The sequence below is a fragment of the Streptomyces sp. NPDC058773 genome, assembly GCF_042746015.1.
Lineage (GTDB): Bacteria > Actinomycetota > Actinomycetes > Streptomycetales > Streptomycetaceae > Streptomyces.
In genome coordinates this window covers 128,109-145,318 of the sequence record NZ_JBHYPE010000012.1, presented here as the reverse complement: position 1 = coordinate 145,318, position 17,210 = coordinate 128,109, and the positions used below count along the sequence as shown (strand labels likewise).

Genomic DNA, 17,210 nt, shown 5'->3' with positions numbered 1-17,210 from the left:
CGCAGTTACGGGGAACCCATGGATCCCACGAACATCCTCGCCCGCCTCACCCCCCATGCCGTCGACCCGCTGATCCGCAGGCTCTTCGCCCCCGACGGGCCGGTCGCCGGGCCGGTCGACCGGCCCGTGCGGATCTCCCGCCTGCTCTCCTTCACCGGCGAGAAACCGACGCTCAGCGAACATGAGCTGCACGGCCTCGCCGCGTCCCTCGTCGAGCAGGCGTCGGCCGACCGCACGGACGCCGAGCACCAGGCCGTCGCCACCGCCCTGGCCCGCACCCTGAGCGCCCTCGCCGAGATCGAGATGGACGATCTCGATGCCGCGCGTCTCCTCCCGGCCGAGTTCGCCCGGCGGCTCTGCGCGACGGTGCCCGGGGTCACCCGGCCATTGACGCCCGACGGGGCCCGGCTGCACGGCCTGCTGCTGGACGTCGCCGCCCTGCACCTGCTGTTTCACTTCACCCGGCGGTCGCCCTTCGTCGCCCGGACGCTGGTCGAGCAGACCCGCACCCTCACCGAGCTGATCCACGGACCGGGCGCCGCCGCGGTCGTACCGCCACGCCGTATCCGTATCGACGGGGCCCCGGCCGCCAAGGGAGCCGCCGAGGCCACCGACGCCTTCCAGGACACCGCCGCCCCCTCCGCCGCACCGGACCCCGCCGTCCTCGACGCCGCCTTCGAGACCCGCTACGCCCACGACACCGCCGCCCTCCACAACCACCTGACGATCTTCGGGATCGATCTGACGCACTCCCCCGACAGCTGGCCGCTCGACGCCGCCTATCTGGGGCTGCAGGTCGAGCCCGGCTCCCAGGACGGCGAGGTCACTCCGGACGGTGCCGCGGGGCAGGACGATCCGCCCCTCCCGGCGGAGCAGGCGCTGTCCGGCCGTGGCAAGGTCCTGGTGCGCGGGGTGGCGGGTTCGGGCAAGACGACCCTGCTGCAGTGGCTGGCCGTCGCCGCCGCCCGGGACGAGCTGCCCGGGGCGCTGGCGGGGCTGCGCGGCCGGGTGCCGTTCCTGCTGCCCGTACGCCGCTTCGCCCGTGAGGGCCTGCCCTCCCCGGACACGTTCCTGAGCGCCGTCGGCCACCGGGACGCCGGGGCGGCGCCGGACGGCTGGACGGAGCGGGTGCTCGCGGCGGGGCGGGCGCTGCTGCTGATCGACGGGATCGACGAGGCCCCCGAGAGCGAGCGCGAACAGGTGCGCCGCAAACTGGGCGAGTGGACCGCGCGCTACCCGGACAACGTCTGGATCGTCACCTCCCGGCCGTCCGCGGTCCCCGGCAACTGGCTGGCCGGCGACGGGTTCAGCGAGCTGTCGCTGGCCCCGATGAGCCGCGAGGACGTGGCCGCGTTCATCCAGCGCTGGCACCGTGCCGCGGCCCAGCGGTGCCCGGCCGACCTCGACCGGCTCGGTCATTACGAACGCACCCTGCTCAATGCCGTACGGATCACCCGCGATCTGGGGCGGCTGGCGACCAATCCGCTGATGTGCGGGCTGCTGTGCGCCCTGCACCGCGACCGTCGGGGCTATCTGCCGCACGGCCGGAAGGAGCTGTACGACGCGGCGCTGTCGATGCTGCTGGAGCGCCGGGACCGGGAGCGGGCGATGGTGCCCACCGACGGGGTGGAGCTGACCCGGCAGCCCAAGGTCCAGCTGCTGCAGAAGCTGGCTCACTGGATGCTGGTCAACGGCCGTTCGGAGATGGACCAGGCGACCGCGGTCGACACCCTCGGCCGGCATCTGCCCGCGATACCGGACGCGGCCCGCCAGGGCGGTCCCGAGGAGGTGTTCCGGCATCTGCTCAACCGCACCGGGCTGCTGCGCGAGCCCACCCCCGGCACCGTCGACTTCGTCCACCGCACCTTCCAGGACTATCTCGCCGCCCGCGCGGCCGTGCAGCGGCACGATTTCGGGCTGCTCCTGGAGCATGCGCACCACGACGACTGGGAGGACGTCATCCGGATGGCCGTGGCGCTGGCCCGCCCCGATGAGTGCGCGGCGCTGCTGGACGGGCTGCTCGCCCCGCATCCCGGGGTGAAGGCGTCCGAGGCCCGGCACCGCAAGCTGCTCGCGGCGGCCTGTCTGGAGCACGCCACCGAGCTGGACCCGGCGGTACGGGCGCGGGTGCAGCGCTTCACCCGGGACATGGTGCGGCCCAATACCCCGGCCGCGGCGCGTGCGCTGGGCTGGATCGGGCCGATCGTGCTGGAGATGCTGCCCGACCCCGCCGAGGCATCCGATCACGAGGCCTATCTCCTCGCGATCACCGCCACCTCGATCGCCGACGACATGGCGATCGACTATCTGACGGGCCTGCGCGACCGGGCGCATCACGAGGTACGGGCGCAGCTCGCCGGGGCCTGGCGGCGCCATGACACGGCCCGCTACGCCCGCGAGATCATCGCCCATCTGGAACCGGCCGAGCTGTATTTCCCGGTCTCCGACCTGGAGGAGCTGCATACGCTGCGCCGGCTGGGCGGCCGTCCGCACCTGCGGATCGCGGGGCCTTTCACCCCGGATCAGCTGGTCGAGGGCATCGCCCCGGCCGAGGGGCTGACGCGGTTGTGGCTCGCGTACGACCTGGGCGTTTCGATGGAGTGGCTGTCGGCCTTTCCGAATCTGGACACCCTGCGGATCGGCCGTCGTATTCCGCCGGTGGGCGGTGTCCCCGAGGGCATTCGCGTCGTGCAGATGTAGCGGGCCCGGCGTTCGCCCGTATCTGCCGCACACCGCCTCCGCGGGAATGGCCGACAGGAATGACCGAAAATAGCCCTTGCCGAATAAGGCTCCGTATTTCCGCGCACCTGAAGAACGCGTCGGTAAAGCGCGGACTGCTTACGGAACGACACTGCCCCGGAACCGTACGAAACGATGCCGGGGCAGTGCTGCGCGTGGCGCTGGTGCCGGTCAGGCGTCCTTGCTGAGGTTCGGACCCGAACCACCGGCCGTGGACTCGATCGGCGGGGCGTCCGGCAGGGCCGCCTTCTCCTCACCGCGGAAGGTGAACTTGGCGGTCTCACCCTCGCCCTCGACGTCGACGACCACGATGTGGCCCGGACGCAGCTCGCTGAAGAGGATCTTCTCCGAGAGGGCGTCCTCGATCTCGCGCTGGATCGTGCGGCGCAGCGGACGGGCGCCGAGCACCGGGTCGTACCCGCGCTTGGCCAGCAGCGACTTGGCCTCGCCGCTGAGCTCGATGCCCATGTCGCGGTCCTTGAGCCGCTCGTCCACCTTGGCGATCATGAGGTCGACGATCTGGATGATGTCGTCCTCGGTCAGCTGGTGGAAGACGACGGTGTCGTCGACACGGTTGAGGAACTCGGGGCGGAAGTGCTGCTTGAGCTCTTCGTTGACCTTGTTCTTCATCCGCTCGTAGCTGGACTTGGTGTCGCCCTGGGCCGCGAAGCCCAGGTTGAAGCCCTTGGAGATGTCCCGGGTGCCGAGGTTGGTCGTCATGATGATGACCGTGTTCTTGAAGTCCACGACCCGGCCCTGGGAGTCGGTCAGGCGACCGTCCTCCAGGATCTGCAGCAGCGAGTTGAAGATGTCCGGGTGGGCCTTCTCGACCTCGTCGAAGAGCACGACGGAGAACGGCTTGCGGCGCACCTTCTCGGTGAGCTGGCCGCCCTCTTCGTAGCCGACGTAGCCGGGGGGCGAACCGAAGAGCCGGGAGACCGTGTGCTTCTCGCTGAACTCCGACATGTCGAGGGAGATCAGCGCGTCCTCGTCGCCGAAGAGGAACTCCGCCAGCGTCTTGGACAGCTCGGTCTTACCGACACCGGACGGGCCGGCGAAGATGAACGAGCCACCGGGACGCTTGGGGTCCTTCAGGCCGGCGCGGGTACGGCGGATGGCCTGGGAGAGCGCCTTGATGGCGTCCTTCTGGCCGATGACGCGCTTGTGCAGCTCGTCTTCCATCCGCAGCAGCCGGGAGGACTCCTCCTCGGTGAGCTTGAAGACCGGGATGCCGGTGGCCGTCGCCAGGACCTCGGCGATCAGCTCCTCGTCCACCTCGGCGACGACGTCCATGTCGCCGGCCTTCCACTCCTTCTCCCGCTTCGCCTTGGCGGCCAGGAGCTGCTTCTCCTTGTCGCGCAGGCCCGCGGCCATCTCGAAGTCCTGCGAGTCGATCGCGGACTCCTTCTCCCGGCGCACATCGGCGATCTTCTCGTCGAATTCGCGCAGGTCCGGCGGCGCGGTCATCCGGCGGATGCGCATCCGGGAGCCGGCCTCGTCGATCAGGTCGATCGCCTTGTCCGGCAGGAAGCGGTCCGAGATGTAGCGGTCGGCCAGGGTGGCGGCGGCGACCAGGGCGGAGTCCGTGATGGAGACGCGGTGGTGCGCCTCGTAGCGGTCCCGCAGGCCCTTGAGGATCTCGATGGTGTGCGGCAGCGACGGCTCGGCGACCTGGATCGGCTGGAAGCGGCGCTCCAGCGCGGCGTCCTTCTCCAGGTGCTTGCGGTACTCGTCGAGCGTCGTGGCACCGATGGTCTGCAGCTCACCTCGCGCCAGCATGGGCTTGAGGATGCTGGCGGCGTCGATCGCGCCCTCGGCGGCGCCCGCACCGACGAGGGTGTGGAGCTCGTCGATGAACAGGATGATGTCGCCGCGGGTGCGGATCTCCTTGAGGACCTTCTTCAGGCGCTCCTCGAAGTCACCGCGGTAGCGGGAGCCGGCGACCAGGGCACCGAGGTCGAGGGTGTAGAGGTGCTTGTCCTTGAGGGTCTCGGGCACCTCGCCCTTGACGATGGCCTGCGCCAGGCCCTCGACGACCGCCGTCTTGCCGACGCCGGGCTCGCCGATGAGGACCGGGTTGTTCTTGGTCCGGCGCGACAGCACCTGCATGACCCGCTCGATTTCCTTCTCGCGCCCGATGACGGGGTCGAGCTTGGTCTCGCGAGCGGCCTGCGTGAGGTTGCGGCCGAACTGGTCCAGGACGAGGGAGGTCGAGGGCGTGCCCTCGGCGGGGCCGCCGGCGGTGGCGGCTTCCTTGCCCTGGTAGCCGGAGAGCAGCTGGATGACCTGCTGCCGCACCCGGTTGAGATCGGCGCCCAGCTTCACCAGGACCTGGGCGGCGACGCCCTCGCCCTCGCGGATCAGGCCGAGCAGGATGTGCTCGGTGCCGATGTAGTTGTGGCCGAGCTGGAGGGCCTCGCGGAGCGACAGCTCCAGGACCTTCTTGGCACGGGGGGTGAAGGGGATGTGCCCGGACGGGGCCTGCTGGCCCTGCCCGATGATCTCCTCCACCTGCTGGCGGACCGCCTCGAGCGAAATCCCGAGGCTCTCCAGGGCCTTAGCGGCGACACCCTCACCCTCATGGATCAGGCCCAGGAGGATGTGCTCGGTGCCGATGTAGTTGTGGTTGAGCATCCGGGCTTCTTCCTGAGCCAGGACGACAACCCGCCGCGCGCGGTCGGTGAACCTCTCGAACATCGTTAATCGCTCCTCAGAGCGGTCAGGCAGTTAGGGGTCGGTCCCCTCCCTGTCCTTCCGCATGCTAGTCCCGCGGGGCGGGACAGCTCATTCCAACTGCCGACACCCGTCCGGATCACCCCCGCTCCTGCGAGGAAATTTACTGCCGAACAGCTGACATCTGCTCCAACTCGATGGTGCGAGACGATGTTCCCGCAGGCCAGGCATATACGCCCTCTGCCACTACGCCCGTGGCGAACGCGCCCGGTACCGACACGCCGTCCGCCGTCGGTCCACAGCCGGGGCGGAACGCCTCGGGCGCCGGTCACACCGCCTCTTCCCACTGAGACTGTCTTACCCGCTGCCACTGACACTCCATGCGGCGCGGGGCGCTTCCATCCGCTACGGGCGAACATCCGCACGCCCTCGCATGCCTCCCCGCGCCTCTTCCGTCAGCACGGCGAGTGCCGAGCCGTGTACCCAGCGTAACTTCCTGGGATGTGGGGAGTTGCACCGGGCATGGCCCGCGTGCTTCCGCGCCCCCGCAGCCCCCTCACCGCCGTTCGCCGGTGGTACGAGGAAGAGCTGGGCTGGCCGACCACCGGAACGGAGCCGGTGGAGCTGCCGACGGGTCTGCGCTTCGATGCCCTGGAGATGCCGGCCGACGCGGGAAGTGCCGTACTACGGCGATTGCCGCGGACCGGCCCGGTGGCGCTCCTTCGGGCCGGATGCGACGGGAATCACCAGGACGATCGGCCGAAATTGCTCATGCTCATCGCGGCCGGTGGTGCCGAGGAACTCCCGGGAATCCTGGAATGGCTGGAGTGGGGCGCGCTTGTCCCGGAACTCACGGCGCGTGGGACCGGAGACCGGATGCCCGCGCCGGCGTTCCCCCCTGCCGGGGCACCGTCATACGGATTCGGTTCCCGGGAGGCCGCGCGATGGGTGCGACCTCCCCGGCCCGGGTACGAGACCGAGAATTCCCTGCCCACCACGGGGTTCGGGGCGGGAAACGGGGACGACGGGGGCGTCCCCGGCCTCGTACGACTCGTGAGCGCGGCGGCAACGGAGTGCCACCGTGCCCGGTTGTTGCGTGCTCGTAATGCCCAATCGGACCGCGCGAAGGGCGATCAGCCGTTGGCCTTCTCAAATGCCTCACGAATGTCGGCGGGGACACGGCCACGGTCATTGACGTTGTAGCCGTTCTCCTTGGCCCAGGCACGGATCTTCGCGGTGTCCTGGCTGCCACCGGAAGCCGCACCACGCGCCTTGCCACGGCCCGAAGAAGCGCGGCCACCGGTACGGCGGCCCGCCTTCACGAAGTCGGCGAGCGAGTCGCGCAGCTTCTGGGCGTTGCTGTCAGAGAGGTCGATCTCGTAGGACTTGCCGTCGAGAGCGAACGTCACCGTCTCGTCCGCCTCGCCACCGTTGAGGTCATCGACAAGAAGAACCTGAACCTTCTGTGCCACCGGTTTCCCTTTCATCGAATGCGGATTACGACGGAAAGCAAACCGCTTTTCCGGGAAAAACACAAACCCTTGGGTAGGGTTCACTTGCCCACAGAGCGGGGAACGCATGCTTCCGTACCCATGAGATAGGGGAGCGATTCGGACATAGAACACTCATCACAGGTGCAGAAGCATCCGACTGTTACCCAGGGTGTTGGGCTTCACTCGTTCGAGGCCCAGGAACTCCGCAACGCCCTCGTCATAGGAACGCAGCAGCTCACTGTAGACATCACCGTCTACCGGCGCTTCGCCGATCTCCACGAAGCCGTGCTTGGTGAAGAAGTCGACTTCGAAGGTGAGACAGAAAATGCGCCGCACTCCGAGCCAGCTCGCGGTGCGCACCAGCTTGTCGAGGACTTGGTGGCCGACTCCGGACCCCTTGTGCCGCGGATCGACGGCCAGGGTGCGGACCTCCGCCAGGTCTTCCCACATGACGTGCAGCGCTCCGCAGCCGACGACCTCGGCGTCTTCGTCGCGCTCGGCCACCCAGAACTCCTGGATGTCCTCGTAAAGCGTGACGGTGGCTTTGTCGAGCAGGATCCCGTCGCGTGAGTAGGCGTCGATGAGGCGGCGTACGGCCGGTACATCGCTGGTCCTGGCCCGGCGGACGGTGAGGCCTTTTGAATGCGGGGGCATGCCGGGACGCTATCGCTCCTTGCCGGTGGCACTCGCCCCGGGTTCATCCCCTTCGGCGGGCCCGGCTTCATCGGCTCCTTCGGGTGCCGCTTGAGCCGTACGTTCTTCCGCGGGCGTGGTCTCTTCCGTCTCTTGTGCCGGTTGTTCCGGGTCTCCCGGTTCGTCGACCTGGACCATGCGTACGGCATCACGCAGGGCCTGTCGCTGTTCCGGCGACATCATGCCGAAGAAGGCGACAAGAGCGGCCGCGGGGTTGTCGCTGGCGGACCATGCCTCGTTCATCAGTGCTGCCGCGTAGGCGGCGCGGGTGGAGACCGCCTCATATCGATAGGCGCGGCCTTCCGCTTCGCGGCGCACCCAGCCCTTCTGGTGAAGGTTGTCCAATACGGTCATGACCGTGGTGTAGGCGATGGACCGTTCCTTCTGCAGGTCTTCCAGGACTTCTCGAACGGTGACCGGGCGGTTCCACTCCCAGACCCGCGTCATGACCGCGTCTTCCAGATCACCCAAGCGTCTCGGCACACAAGAACAATAGTGGGAGATGTCGCGAATGCCCGTTGATCTCGTTGCGTTTGTGCCGGAAAACGGCGTACGACCCGGGACGTCCATCCCGGGTCGTACGGTGCGTGCGGGCCGCCGGATGGGCGGCTGGCGGCTCAGGCGCCGTGTGCGGTGGGCTCCTGACCGGCGGATTCGGCGCGGGCCAGGGCGGCGTCCACGGCGGCGTCCTCCTTGGCCTTGTTGGCCCCGCCCTGGCTCTTGATGATCGTCACGATCAGAGCGGTGAAGGCCACGGCCATCACCACGGGCGGGAGCAGCGCTGCGACGTAATCCATGACGTATGGCCTCCTTCGGGGCGTGAGATACCAGAGTACGCAGCGCTCAGGCGGTGCGGCTCTCGGGGGGCGGGGCGGGCTTGCGGCGGGGCGGGAACACCTCGCCCGGTGTGGGGATGGGCCGGTCCCGCTGCGGGCCCTTGGGGCGGGGTGCCGGGGCGGGTGCCGGCTTGCGCTCCGGCTTCGGCTCCCGCTCGGGCTCCGGCTCCCGGCCGCCGCGGGTCGCGCAGCGGCCGCCGGGCAGCGCGCGCAGCCGGGTCCGTACGGACTGTTCGGCGAGCTGCTCGCAGTGGCGCAGCAGGGCCCTGCGGCGCTCGCACTCGGCCGTTGCGCCGGACCGCGGCAGCGAGCGCAGGGCGGCGAGATCGTCGGGGCCGGGGACATGGCCCGCCGCCAGTGCCTCCTTGAGCCGGGCGAGATAGCCGGGGGCCGAGCCGGGCAGGGCGGCGCGGTAGCGGGTGAGGTCGGCGAGGAGGAAGGCGCGCAGCCGGCCGCCTTCGCGGACCGCCTCGTCGACCGCCTCGGCCAGCCGGAGGTAATCCTGGATGTCCTGGGTCCACTCGGGACCGAGGGTGCCGAGCGGGACAGAGGGGGGCGTCGTCTGCAGGGCATGGGCGAGGGCGCGACGGAGCACACGCAACTCATCGGCGCTGAACGCCATGCCGCCGCGGGTTCCGTTTGGCATTGGCATATGGCGACTTTACGACCAATTCCGACAAAAGCCGCTTATTCGTGATCGGTGGCGCGGCAGCGAGCCGCGCCACCGGTCTTCCGGGGCGGGAATGGCTTCTGCGGACGGGACGGTGTTCCGCTACGAGCGGGCGATATTCCGCTCGTAGACCAGCCGCAGACCGATCAGGGTGAGCCACGGCTCGTGCTCGTCGATCTCCGAGGACTCACCGAGCACCATCGGCGCCAGCCCGCCGGTGGCGATCACGGTCACGTCGTCGGGGTCATCGGCCAGCTCCCGCGCCATGCGCTGCACCACGCCGTCGACCTGGCCCGCGAAGCCGTAGAGGATGCCGGACTGCATGGCCTCCACGGTGTTCTTGCCGATGACGCTGCGCGGCCGGGCCAGTTCGATCTTGCGGAGCTGGGCGCCCTTGACGCCCAGCGCGTCCACCGAGATCTCGATGCCCGGCGCGATCACGCCGCCGACGTACTCGCCGCGCGCGCTGACCGCGTCGAAGGTGGTGGCCGTACCGAAGTCGACAACCACCGCGGGTCCGCCGTAGAGCTCGACGGCCGCCAGGGCGTTGATGATCCGGTCGGCGCCGACCTCCTTGGGGTTGTCCATGAGGATCGGCACGCCCGTCTTGACGCCCGGCTCCACCAGGACGGCGGGCACGTCGCCGTAGTAGCGGCGGGTGACCTCGCGCAGCTCGTGCAGGACGGAGGGCACCGTGGAGCAGATGGCGATGCCCTCGATGCCGTCGCCCAGGTCGTCGCCGAGCAGCGGGTGCATGCCCATCAGGCCCTGGAGGAGGACGGCGAGCTCGTCGGCGGTGCGCCGGGCGTCGGTGGAGATCCGCCAGTGTTCGACGATCTCCTCGCCGTCGAAGAGCCCCAGGACGGTGTGGGTGTTGCCTACGTCGATCGTCAGGAGCATGGCGGTCAGCCGTCCTCACGGGTGTCGGCGGCCGCGCCCCCGTCGTCCTGGCCGTCGTCCTCGCGCAGGTCGAGGCCGATGTCGAGGATCGGGGAGGAGTGGGTGAGCGAGCCCACCGCGAGGTAGTCGACACCGGTCTCGGCGTAGGTGCGGGCGTTGTCGAGGGTCAGCCGGCCCGACGACTCCAGCATCGCCCGGCCGGCGACCAGGGCCACCGCCTCGCGGGTCTGCCCGGGGGTGAAGTTGTCCAGCAGGATCAGATCGGCCCCCTCGGCGAGGATCGGCGGGATCTGGTCGATGCGGTCGACCTCCACCTCGATCGGGACGCCGGGGAACTCGGTCCGTACGGCCGTGAACGCCGCGGCGACGCCGCCCGCCGCGACCACGTGGTTGTCCTTGATCAGCGCCGCGTCGGACAGCGACATCCGGTGGTTGACGCCGCCGCCGCAGCGCACCGCGAACTTCTCCATGGCGCGCAGGCCCGGCGTCGTCTTACGGGTGTCGCGGACCCTGGCCCCGGTGCCTTCGAGGACGTCCGCCCAGGCCCGGGTCGCGGTCGCGATGCCGGACAGCCGGCACAGCAGGTTCAGCGCGCTGCGCTCGGCGGTGAGCAGGTCACGGGTGCGGGTGGTGACGCTCAGCAGCCGGGTGCCGGCCGCGACCCGGTCGCCGTCCTCGACGTGCCGCTCGACCTCGAACTCCTCGGTGCAGACGAGGGACAGCACCGCCTCGGCGATCCGCAGCCCGGCGACCGTTCCGGCCTCGCGGGCCGTGAAGTCGGCGGTGGCGACCGCGTCTTCGGGGACGGTCGCCACGGTCGTGACGTCCACGCCCTGGTCGAGGTCCTCCTCCAGGGCGAGGTGTGCGACGGCCTCCACCTGGACGGGGTCGAGACCGCCGGCCACCAGGAGCGCGGCCAGGTCGGGGTCGAGACCGCAGGTCAGCGGGTCGATCTCGTAGGCGCTTCCGTCGTCGCCGCAGCCGCAGGCGTCGCCGCAGCCCCCGGTGGGGGCCCCGCCGGTGGGGGCGCCGATCTGGAGGAGGGGGAGGTCGTCGGGGGTGCTGCTCACGGGGTGCGCTCCGTATTCGGGGAGGTGGGGTGTGCGGTGCGGGCTGTCTTGGGCGGGCGGTGCGGTCGGGGCTACGGGGTGACCGTCGGCGGGAAGCCGGCGGTCTCCGTCATCCGGAGGGTCAACGCGCGGTCCGCGTCCAGGGTGATGCGGAAATGGCGGCGCCAGGAGACATCGTCCCGGTCCGGGTGGTCCTCGCGCCAATGGCAGCCGCGGGTCTCCGCCCGGCGCTGCGCCGCGGCGACCAGCACCCGTGCGACGCAGAGGAGGTTGGTGGCCTCCCAGGCGTCCACGCCGGGCTCGGGGGCCTTACGGTCGGCGGGTGCGGCGGCGGAGGCTGCGGAGGCTGCGGTGTCTCCGGTGGCGGGCACGGTTGCCGGTGCGTCACCTTCGGCCGGACGGGCCGCCACGGTCGCCTCCCGGTGGAGGCGGTCCAGTTCGGCGGCCGCACGGGCCAGGCTCTCCGCGCTGCGCAGCACACCGGCGCCGGCGGTCATGATCCGCTGCACGGCCGTACGGGTCTCCGGGGCGAGCAGCGGAAGGGCGGTGCGGGGCGCGTGCTGCGGGGCGGGGCCCTCGGGGAGCTGCGCGGCGCCGTCCGTAGTGCCGGGCGTGCCGCTCGCCGCGGTCTCCGGGGCGGGCGTCCCGGCGATGTCCGCGGCGATCCGCTCCGCGAAGACCAGGCCCTCCAGGAGGGAGTTGGAGGCGAGCCGGTTGGCGCCGTGCACGCCGGTGCAGGCGACCTCACCGCAGGCGTAGAGGCCGGGGACCGTCGTGCGCCCGCGCAGATCGGTGCGTACGCCGCCGGAGGCGTAGTGCGCGGCCGGGGCGACCGGTATCGGCTCGGTGACCGGGTCGATGCCGTGGCTGCGGCAGGCGGCGAGGATGGTCGGGAAACGGGTTTCCCACATCGGGGCACCGAAGTGCCGGCCGTCCAAATACATGTGATCGACGCCCTGTTCGAGCGCCTGGCGCAGGATCGCCTTGGCGACGATGTCGCGCGGCGCCAGCTCGGCGAGTTCGTGCTGCCCGGCCATGAAGCGGGTGCCGGCGGCGTCGACGAGGTGGGCGCCCTCGCCCCGTACGGCCTCGGAGATCAGCGGCTGCTGGCCCTCCGCTTCCGGCCCCAAATACAGGACGGTGGGGTGGAATTGGACGAACTCCAGGTCGGAGACCTCGGCGCCGGCGCGCAGCGCCAGGGCCACGCCGTCGCCGGTGGAGACCGCCGGGTTGGTGGTCGCGGAGAAGACCTGGCCCATGCCCCCGGTGGCGAGCACCACCGCCGGGGCGTGTACGGCGCCGACGCCGTCGTGCTGGCCCTCCCCCATGACGTGCAGGGTGACGCCGGCCGTCCGGCCGTCGGCGTCCGTGAGCAGGTCGAGGACCAGCGCGTTCTCGATGGTGCGCAGTCCGGCGGCGCGGACCGCGGCGACCAGCGCACGGGAGATCTCGGCCCCGGTGGCGTCGCCGCCGGCGTGCGCGATACGAGGGCGGTGGTGGCCGCCCTCGCGGGTGAGCGCTATCTCGTCGCTGTCCGGGGCGGTGTCGAAGCGGGCTCCGGTGCCGATCAGCCGGTGGACGGCGTCCGGGCCCTCGGTCACCAGGGCGCGGACGGCGGCCTCGTCGCAGAGTCCGGCGCCCGCCACGAGGGTGTCGGACAGATGCTGCTCCGGGGTGTCGCCGTCGCCGAGCGCCGCCGCGATCCCGCCCTGTGCCCAGCGCGTGGAGCCGTCGTCCAGACGGGCCTTGGTGACGACGACGGTCCGGCGGCCGGCCGCGGCGCAGCGCAGTGCGGCGGTCAGCCCGGCCACCCCGGAGCCCACCACGACGACGTCCGCGTCGATGGACCAGCCGGGGGCGGGGGCGGTCAGGCGTATGCCGGTGCCTGCTGCGGGGCCGGGGCCGGTGCCTGTTCCGGTGGCGGTCATCGGGTCGCTCCGAGGGGGCCTTGGGGGGTGGTGGGCGGTGTGGTGGCTGAGGTGGTGGGGGCGTCGGAAGCGGGGCCGTACGAGAGGGCGGTGTCCGAGGCGGCGGCATCCGAAGTGGCGGTGTCCGTGCCTGTGCCGCCCTGGTGGGCGGTGGCCGGTCCGGAGCGTCCGGCTCCGAAGACCAGGCGGATGTTGTCGATCAGCCGGGTGGTGCCGACCTTGGCGGCGACCGCGAGGATGGCCTCGCCCTCGTAGGTGTCCGGGATCTCGGTGAAGTCGGACGGGTCGACCAGCGCCAGGTAGTCGAGGAGCAGCGGCGGTTCCAGACGGGCGGCGTCCTCCAGCACCGCACGGGCCGCGGCGCGCGCCACGGACGGGCCGTGCCGGAGTCCCGCGGCGGCGTAGGCGACGGCGTGCGCGTCGGCGGCGGCCCGGTCCTCGCCGAGGGCGGCCAGCGCCGCGGCACGGTCCTGCGCCGGGTGGCCCGTGGAGGCGGCGCGGGCGCGCAGCGCCTCCTCGGCGGCGAGCCGGTCGCGGGCCGCGAACAGCGCCGCCGACAGCGCGAGCGCGGTGCGCCGCTCCGGGGCGGAGAGGTAGCGGTTGCGGCTGGAGAGGGCGAGCCCGTCCTCCTCGCGCACCGTGGGGACGCCGACGATCTCGACGGGGAAGTTGAGGTCGGCCGCCATCCGTGCGATGACGGCGAGCTGCTGGGCGTCCTTCTGCCCGTAGAAGGCGATGTCCGGCGCGGTCAGATGCAGCAGCTTGGCGACGACGGTCAGCACCCCGTCGAAGTGCCCGGGGCGGCTGGCGCCCTCCAGGAGGGTGCCCATGGGGCCCGCGGTGATCCGGATCTGCGGTTCTCCGCCCGGGTAGACCTCGTCGGCGGACGGGGCGAAGACGACGTCCGCGCCCGCGGCGGCGGCCAGCTCGGTGTCCGCCTCCAGGGTGCGCGGATAGCGGTCCAGGTCCTCGCCCGCCCCGAACTGCAGCGGATTGACGAAGACCGTGACGACGACCTGGCCCTGCGGTCCGGCGCGGTGGCGGGCGGCGCGGATCAGGGTGGCGTGGCCCTCGTGCAGCGCGCCCATGGTCATGACGACGGCGCGGACCCCGGCGCCGCGGGGCAGATCGCGGAGGTCAGCGGCGGTGTGGAGGAGGTGCACGGGCCGGGCGGGGCGAACGGGCTGGGTGGGGCGGCTCTCGGCCATCGCGTCCATGGGCTGGTCCGGCTCCTGGTTCACGGGCACGTCCGGTGCCGCGGCGGGGTCCGGGTGGGGGCCCGGTCCGGGGGGCGGGCTCAGGGGCGAGGCGGTCATCGGTCGCCTCCCTCGGGGCCGTGGCCGGGGGCGTCGGGGCCGTGGCCGGGGGCCTCGGGGGCACCGCCCGGGGTGGTGCCGGGGCCGTCTCCGGAGTCGGCGAGCACGTCGAGCAGGTCCTCGGCCAGTTCCGGCTTCAGCAGACCGTGGGCCAGCGCCCGGTCCGCCGTCGTACGGGCCATGGCGCGGTACCCGGCGACACTCTGGGGCGCGTGCCGGCGCAGCTCGGCGAGATGGGCGGCGACGGTACCGGCGTCGCCCCGTGCGACCGGGCCGGTCAGCGCCGCGTCACCGGACCGGAGGGCGTTGTCGAGGGCGGCGCCGAGCAGCGGTCCCAGCATCCGGTCCGGGGCCTGCACCCCCGCGTCGTGCAGCAGCTCCATCGCCTGGGCGACGAGCGTGACCAGGTGGTTCGCGCCGATGGCGAGCGCCGCGTGGTAGAGCGGACGGGCGGATTCCGCGATCCACTCGGGCTCTCCGCCCATCTCGATGACCAGTGCCTCGGCGGCCATCCGCAGCTCGTCCGGCGAGGTCACCCCGAACGAGCAGCCGGCCAGCCGCTGGACGTCCACGGAGGTGCCGGTGAACGTCATGGCCGGGTGCAGGGCGAGCGGCAGGGCGCCGGCGCGGGTGGCCGGGTCCAGGACCGCCGTGCCGTACCGCCCCGAGGTGTGCACCAGCAGCTGGCCGGGCCGTACGGCACCGGTCTCGGCGAGGCCGCTCACCAGGCCGGCCAGGGCGTCGTCCGGAACGGTCAGCAGGACCAGGTCGGCGCGGGCGAGCACCTCGGCCGGGGGGACCAGCGGAACGTCGGGCAGCAGCTGGGCGGCGCGGCGTACGGAGGCGTCGGACACGCCGGACACGGCGACCGGGCGATGCCCCGCGAGCTGCAGCGCGGCGGCCAGGGCGGGCCCGACACGGCCCGCGCCGACGACCCCGACGGTCAGCCGGGCGGGTCGGTCCTGGGCCTCGAGGGGTGGGATTGCATTCACGCGGCGATGGCCTTCCGTTCCAGTCCGCGGGGGGTACCGGACGATTCCTCGCCATGCTACGCGAGTGTTTCCGGTGGCTTTCAGAGCTGTACGGAAGGTGAGACCGGGGTCTCCCGAGAGTTATCCACAGGGGTCGCGGAGCCGCGCGGCGCTGCGCGACGATCGGTGCGACGGCACGCGGAGAGCGTGCGCCAGGCCGGATCAGGGGGAGGAGACGGATGCGGGAAGCGGACGCACGGGAAGCGGGTGCAGGCGGGGCGGACGGCGCGTCGGGCGGGGCGGCGCGGGCCGTCGGCCAGGAGCGGAGGCACGCGGCGTTCCGCGCCGCACGGCGGGTGCTGCCGGACGGTGTCCGGCGGGATACGGTCCGCGAGCGGCTGGACCGTCTGGTCGCCGAGGCGCCGGACGCCTACGACCTGGACACCCCGGCCGATGTCTACGGCAACGACGACGGCGTCATCGGCGAGCTGGAGCGCCGGACCGCCGGCGCTCTGGGCGCCGAGGCCGCCGTCTTCTTCCCGACCGGCACGATGGCCCAGCAGGTGGCGCTGCGCTGCTGGGCGGGGCGTACGGGCAGCGCGACGGTCGCCGGCCATCCGCTGTCACATCTGGAAGTCCATGAGGGCGATGCCTTCGCGGTGGTCAGCGGGCTGCGCATGGTGCATCCGACGAACGCACCGCGGCCACCGACCGCCGAGGAGATATACGACCTCCCGGAGCCGTTCGGGACCCTCGCCCTCGAACTCCCGCTGCGGGACGCCGGGTTCGTGCTGCCGTCGTGGGACGAGCTGACCGCGACCGTGGGGGCGGCGCGGGACCGGGAGGCGGTGGTGCACTTCGACGGTGCGCGCCTGTGGGAGTGCGGCCCGCACTTCGGCCGCCCGCTCCCGGAGATCGCGGCCCTCGCGGACAGCGTGTACGTCTCCTACTACAAGTCGCTCGGCGGCATAGCGGGCGCCGCGCTCGCGGGCAGCGAGGACTTCGTCGAGGAGGCACGGGTCTGGCGGCACCGGTACGGCGGCCGGCTGTTCCAGCAGTGGCCGGCCGCGCTGGCCGCCCTGGCCGGGCTGGACCGAGAGCTGCCACGGCTGCCGGAGTACGTGGCCCACGCGAAGGTGGTGGCCCACGCGCTCGGCGAGGGCCTGGCCGGGGCCGGTGTGCCGTGGTTCCGGGTGCACCCCGCGGTGCCGCACACCCACCAGTTCCAGGTGTGGCTGCCGCAACCGCCCGCGCTGCTGAACGAGGCCGTCGTGCGCCAGGCGGTTGAAGCCGGGACGGTGCTGTTCGGGGGCTGGCGCGAGCCGGGTCCGGGCGGCCCGCCCGGGGTGGCACTGACAGAGGTCATGGCGGGCGCGGCGGCCCTGGGCTGGACGGCCGCGGACATCCGGTCGGCGGCCGGGGAGTTCATGGACTTCGTGAGACGTGTGGGAGGCGGTGCGGGAGGGCGTGGCAAAGGTGTGGGGTGATGCGGCAGGACATGAGGGCGTGCCGGAGGTGACGCGGGCGGGTGTGGCGGGGCATGTGGAACGTCATGCGGCAGGACGCGGCGAGGCACATGGAACGTGATGCGGGGAGGACGTGGCGAGGCCTGAGGTGAGTCGTCAGGGCCGGAGGACGGCCCCGCGGGCCTCGCCTGTCCCCCGGCGCCGGAAGGCCGTGCCCACCGAGCGCACGACGCGGCGGATACGGGCCGGCAGGCGGTCGGCGGGGGCCCTGACGACGGCGCGGAAGCGGAACCACCGGCGGATCTCGCGGGCGGTGGCGACGGTGTGGGTGCCCGGGGCTGGCGGTGCGGCTTCGCCTCGCCGGGCGGCGCGGTAGAGGTCGAGGAGGTGTTGCTGACCGGCGTTCATGTCCCTCACTGTGCGGTGGTGCGGCCGCTCCCCGCCCGTTGATTGAC

15 protein-coding genes are annotated in these 17,210 nt (G+C 72.0%); 3 read left to right on the top strand and 12 right to left on the bottom strand.

Going from position 1 to position 17,210, the window contains the following annotated elements:
* Positions 1 to 18: 18 nt before the first annotated feature.
* Positions 19 to 2,700 (top strand): NACHT domain-containing protein, encoded by a 2,682-nt coding sequence (locus tag ACFW5B_RS13885; protein ID WP_386438145.1) that lies wholly within the window; start codon positions 19 to 21, stop codon positions 2,698 to 2,700.
* A 210-nt stretch (positions 2,701 to 2,910) separates the two neighbouring features.
* Here the strand turns inward: ACFW5B_RS13885 and ACFW5B_RS13880 are convergent, their stop codons facing one another.
* Entirely contained in the window at positions 2,911 to 5,436 is a 2,526-nt protein-coding gene (locus tag ACFW5B_RS13880) for an ATP-dependent Clp protease ATP-binding subunit (RefSeq protein WP_386438142.1), read from the bottom strand.
* A gap of 477 nt (positions 5,437 to 5,913) precedes the next feature.
* Between ACFW5B_RS13880 and ACFW5B_RS13875 the strand changes: the two genes are divergently transcribed.
* Entirely contained in the window at positions 5,914 to 6,615 is a 702-nt protein-coding gene (locus ACFW5B_RS13875) for an SCO3374 family protein (protein WP_386438140.1), read from the top strand.
* Here the strand turns inward: ACFW5B_RS13875 and ACFW5B_RS13870 are convergent.
* From ACFW5B_RS13870 to ACFW5B_RS13825, 10 genes are all read right to left on the bottom strand, one after another.
* Positions 6,546 to 6,884, bottom strand: a complete 339-nt coding sequence (locus ACFW5B_RS13870; protein ID WP_018092985.1) for an Lsr2 family protein — start codon at positions 6,882 to 6,884, stop codon at positions 6,546 to 6,548. The two genes, ACFW5B_RS13875 and ACFW5B_RS13870, sit on opposite strands and share 70 nt — an antisense overlap.
* A 156-nt stretch (positions 6,885 to 7,040) precedes the next feature.
* Complete coding sequence (locus ACFW5B_RS13865) at positions 7,041 to 7,559, bottom strand: amino-acid N-acetyltransferase (protein ID WP_386438137.1); 519 nt, start codon at positions 7,557 to 7,559, stop codon at positions 7,041 to 7,043.
* 9 nt (positions 7,560 to 7,568) lie between these two features.
* Entirely contained in the window at positions 7,569 to 8,045 is a 477-nt protein-coding gene (locus tag ACFW5B_RS13860; protein ID WP_386438279.1) for a BlaI/MecI/CopY family transcriptional regulator, read from the bottom strand.
* Between the two features lie 170 nt (positions 8,046 to 8,215).
* On the bottom strand, positions 8,216 to 8,395 hold the full coding sequence (locus tag ACFW5B_RS13855) for a hypothetical protein (RefSeq protein WP_018092982.1): 180 nt from the start codon (positions 8,393 to 8,395) through the stop codon (positions 8,216 to 8,218).
* Positions 8,396 to 8,441: 46 nt separating this feature from the next.
* Positions 8,442 to 9,056 carry a hypothetical protein gene (locus tag ACFW5B_RS13850; protein WP_386438277.1) on the bottom strand — a complete coding sequence of 205 codons (615 nt, stop codon included), beginning with the start codon at positions 9,054 to 9,056 and terminating at the stop codon, positions 8,442 to 8,444.
* 150 nt (positions 9,057 to 9,206) lie between these two features.
* On the bottom strand, positions 9,207 to 10,004 hold the full coding sequence (locus ACFW5B_RS13845; RefSeq protein WP_386438134.1) for a type III pantothenate kinase: 798 nt from the start codon (positions 10,002 to 10,004) through the stop codon (positions 9,207 to 9,209).
* Between the two features lie 5 nt (positions 10,005 to 10,009).
* On the bottom strand, positions 10,010 to 11,074 hold the full coding sequence (nadC, locus tag ACFW5B_RS13840) for a carboxylating nicotinate-nucleotide diphosphorylase (RefSeq protein ID WP_386438131.1): 1,065 nt from the start codon (positions 11,072 to 11,074) through the stop codon (positions 10,010 to 10,012).
* Between the two features lie 71 nt (positions 11,075 to 11,145).
* On the bottom strand, positions 11,146 to 13,002 hold the full coding sequence (locus ACFW5B_RS13835; RefSeq protein ID WP_386438129.1) for an L-aspartate oxidase: 1,857 nt from the start codon (positions 13,000 to 13,002) through the stop codon (positions 11,146 to 11,148).
* Positions 12,999 to 14,210, bottom strand: a complete 1,212-nt coding sequence (gene panC, locus ACFW5B_RS13830) for a pantoate--beta-alanine ligase (protein ID WP_386438275.1) — start codon at positions 14,208 to 14,210, stop codon at positions 12,999 to 13,001. Before panC ends, ACFW5B_RS13835 begins: the two co-directional genes overlap by 4 nt.
* A gap of 104 nt (positions 14,211 to 14,314) precedes the next feature.
* A complete protein-coding gene (locus ACFW5B_RS13825) occupies positions 14,315 to 15,310 on the bottom strand; it encodes a Rossmann-like and DUF2520 domain-containing protein (RefSeq protein ID WP_386438126.1) in 996 nt (331 codons plus the stop codon).
* Between the two features lie 218 nt (positions 15,311 to 15,528).
* On the opposite strand from ACFW5B_RS13825, the gene ACFW5B_RS13820 reads away from it, so the two are divergent.
* The gene (locus tag ACFW5B_RS13820; protein ID WP_386438123.1) at positions 15,529 to 16,776 is read left to right on the top strand and encodes a threonine aldolase family protein; all 1,248 of its coding nucleotides are present in this window, start codon (positions 15,529 to 15,531) and stop codon (positions 16,774 to 16,776) included.
* 135 nt (positions 16,777 to 16,911) lie between these two features.
* On the opposite strand, the gene ACFW5B_RS13815 is transcribed toward ACFW5B_RS13820, so the two are convergent.
* Entirely contained in the window at positions 16,912 to 17,163 is a 252-nt protein-coding gene (locus ACFW5B_RS13815; RefSeq protein WP_386438120.1) for a hypothetical protein, read from the bottom strand.
* Between the last annotated feature and the right edge of the window lie 47 nt (positions 17,164 to 17,210).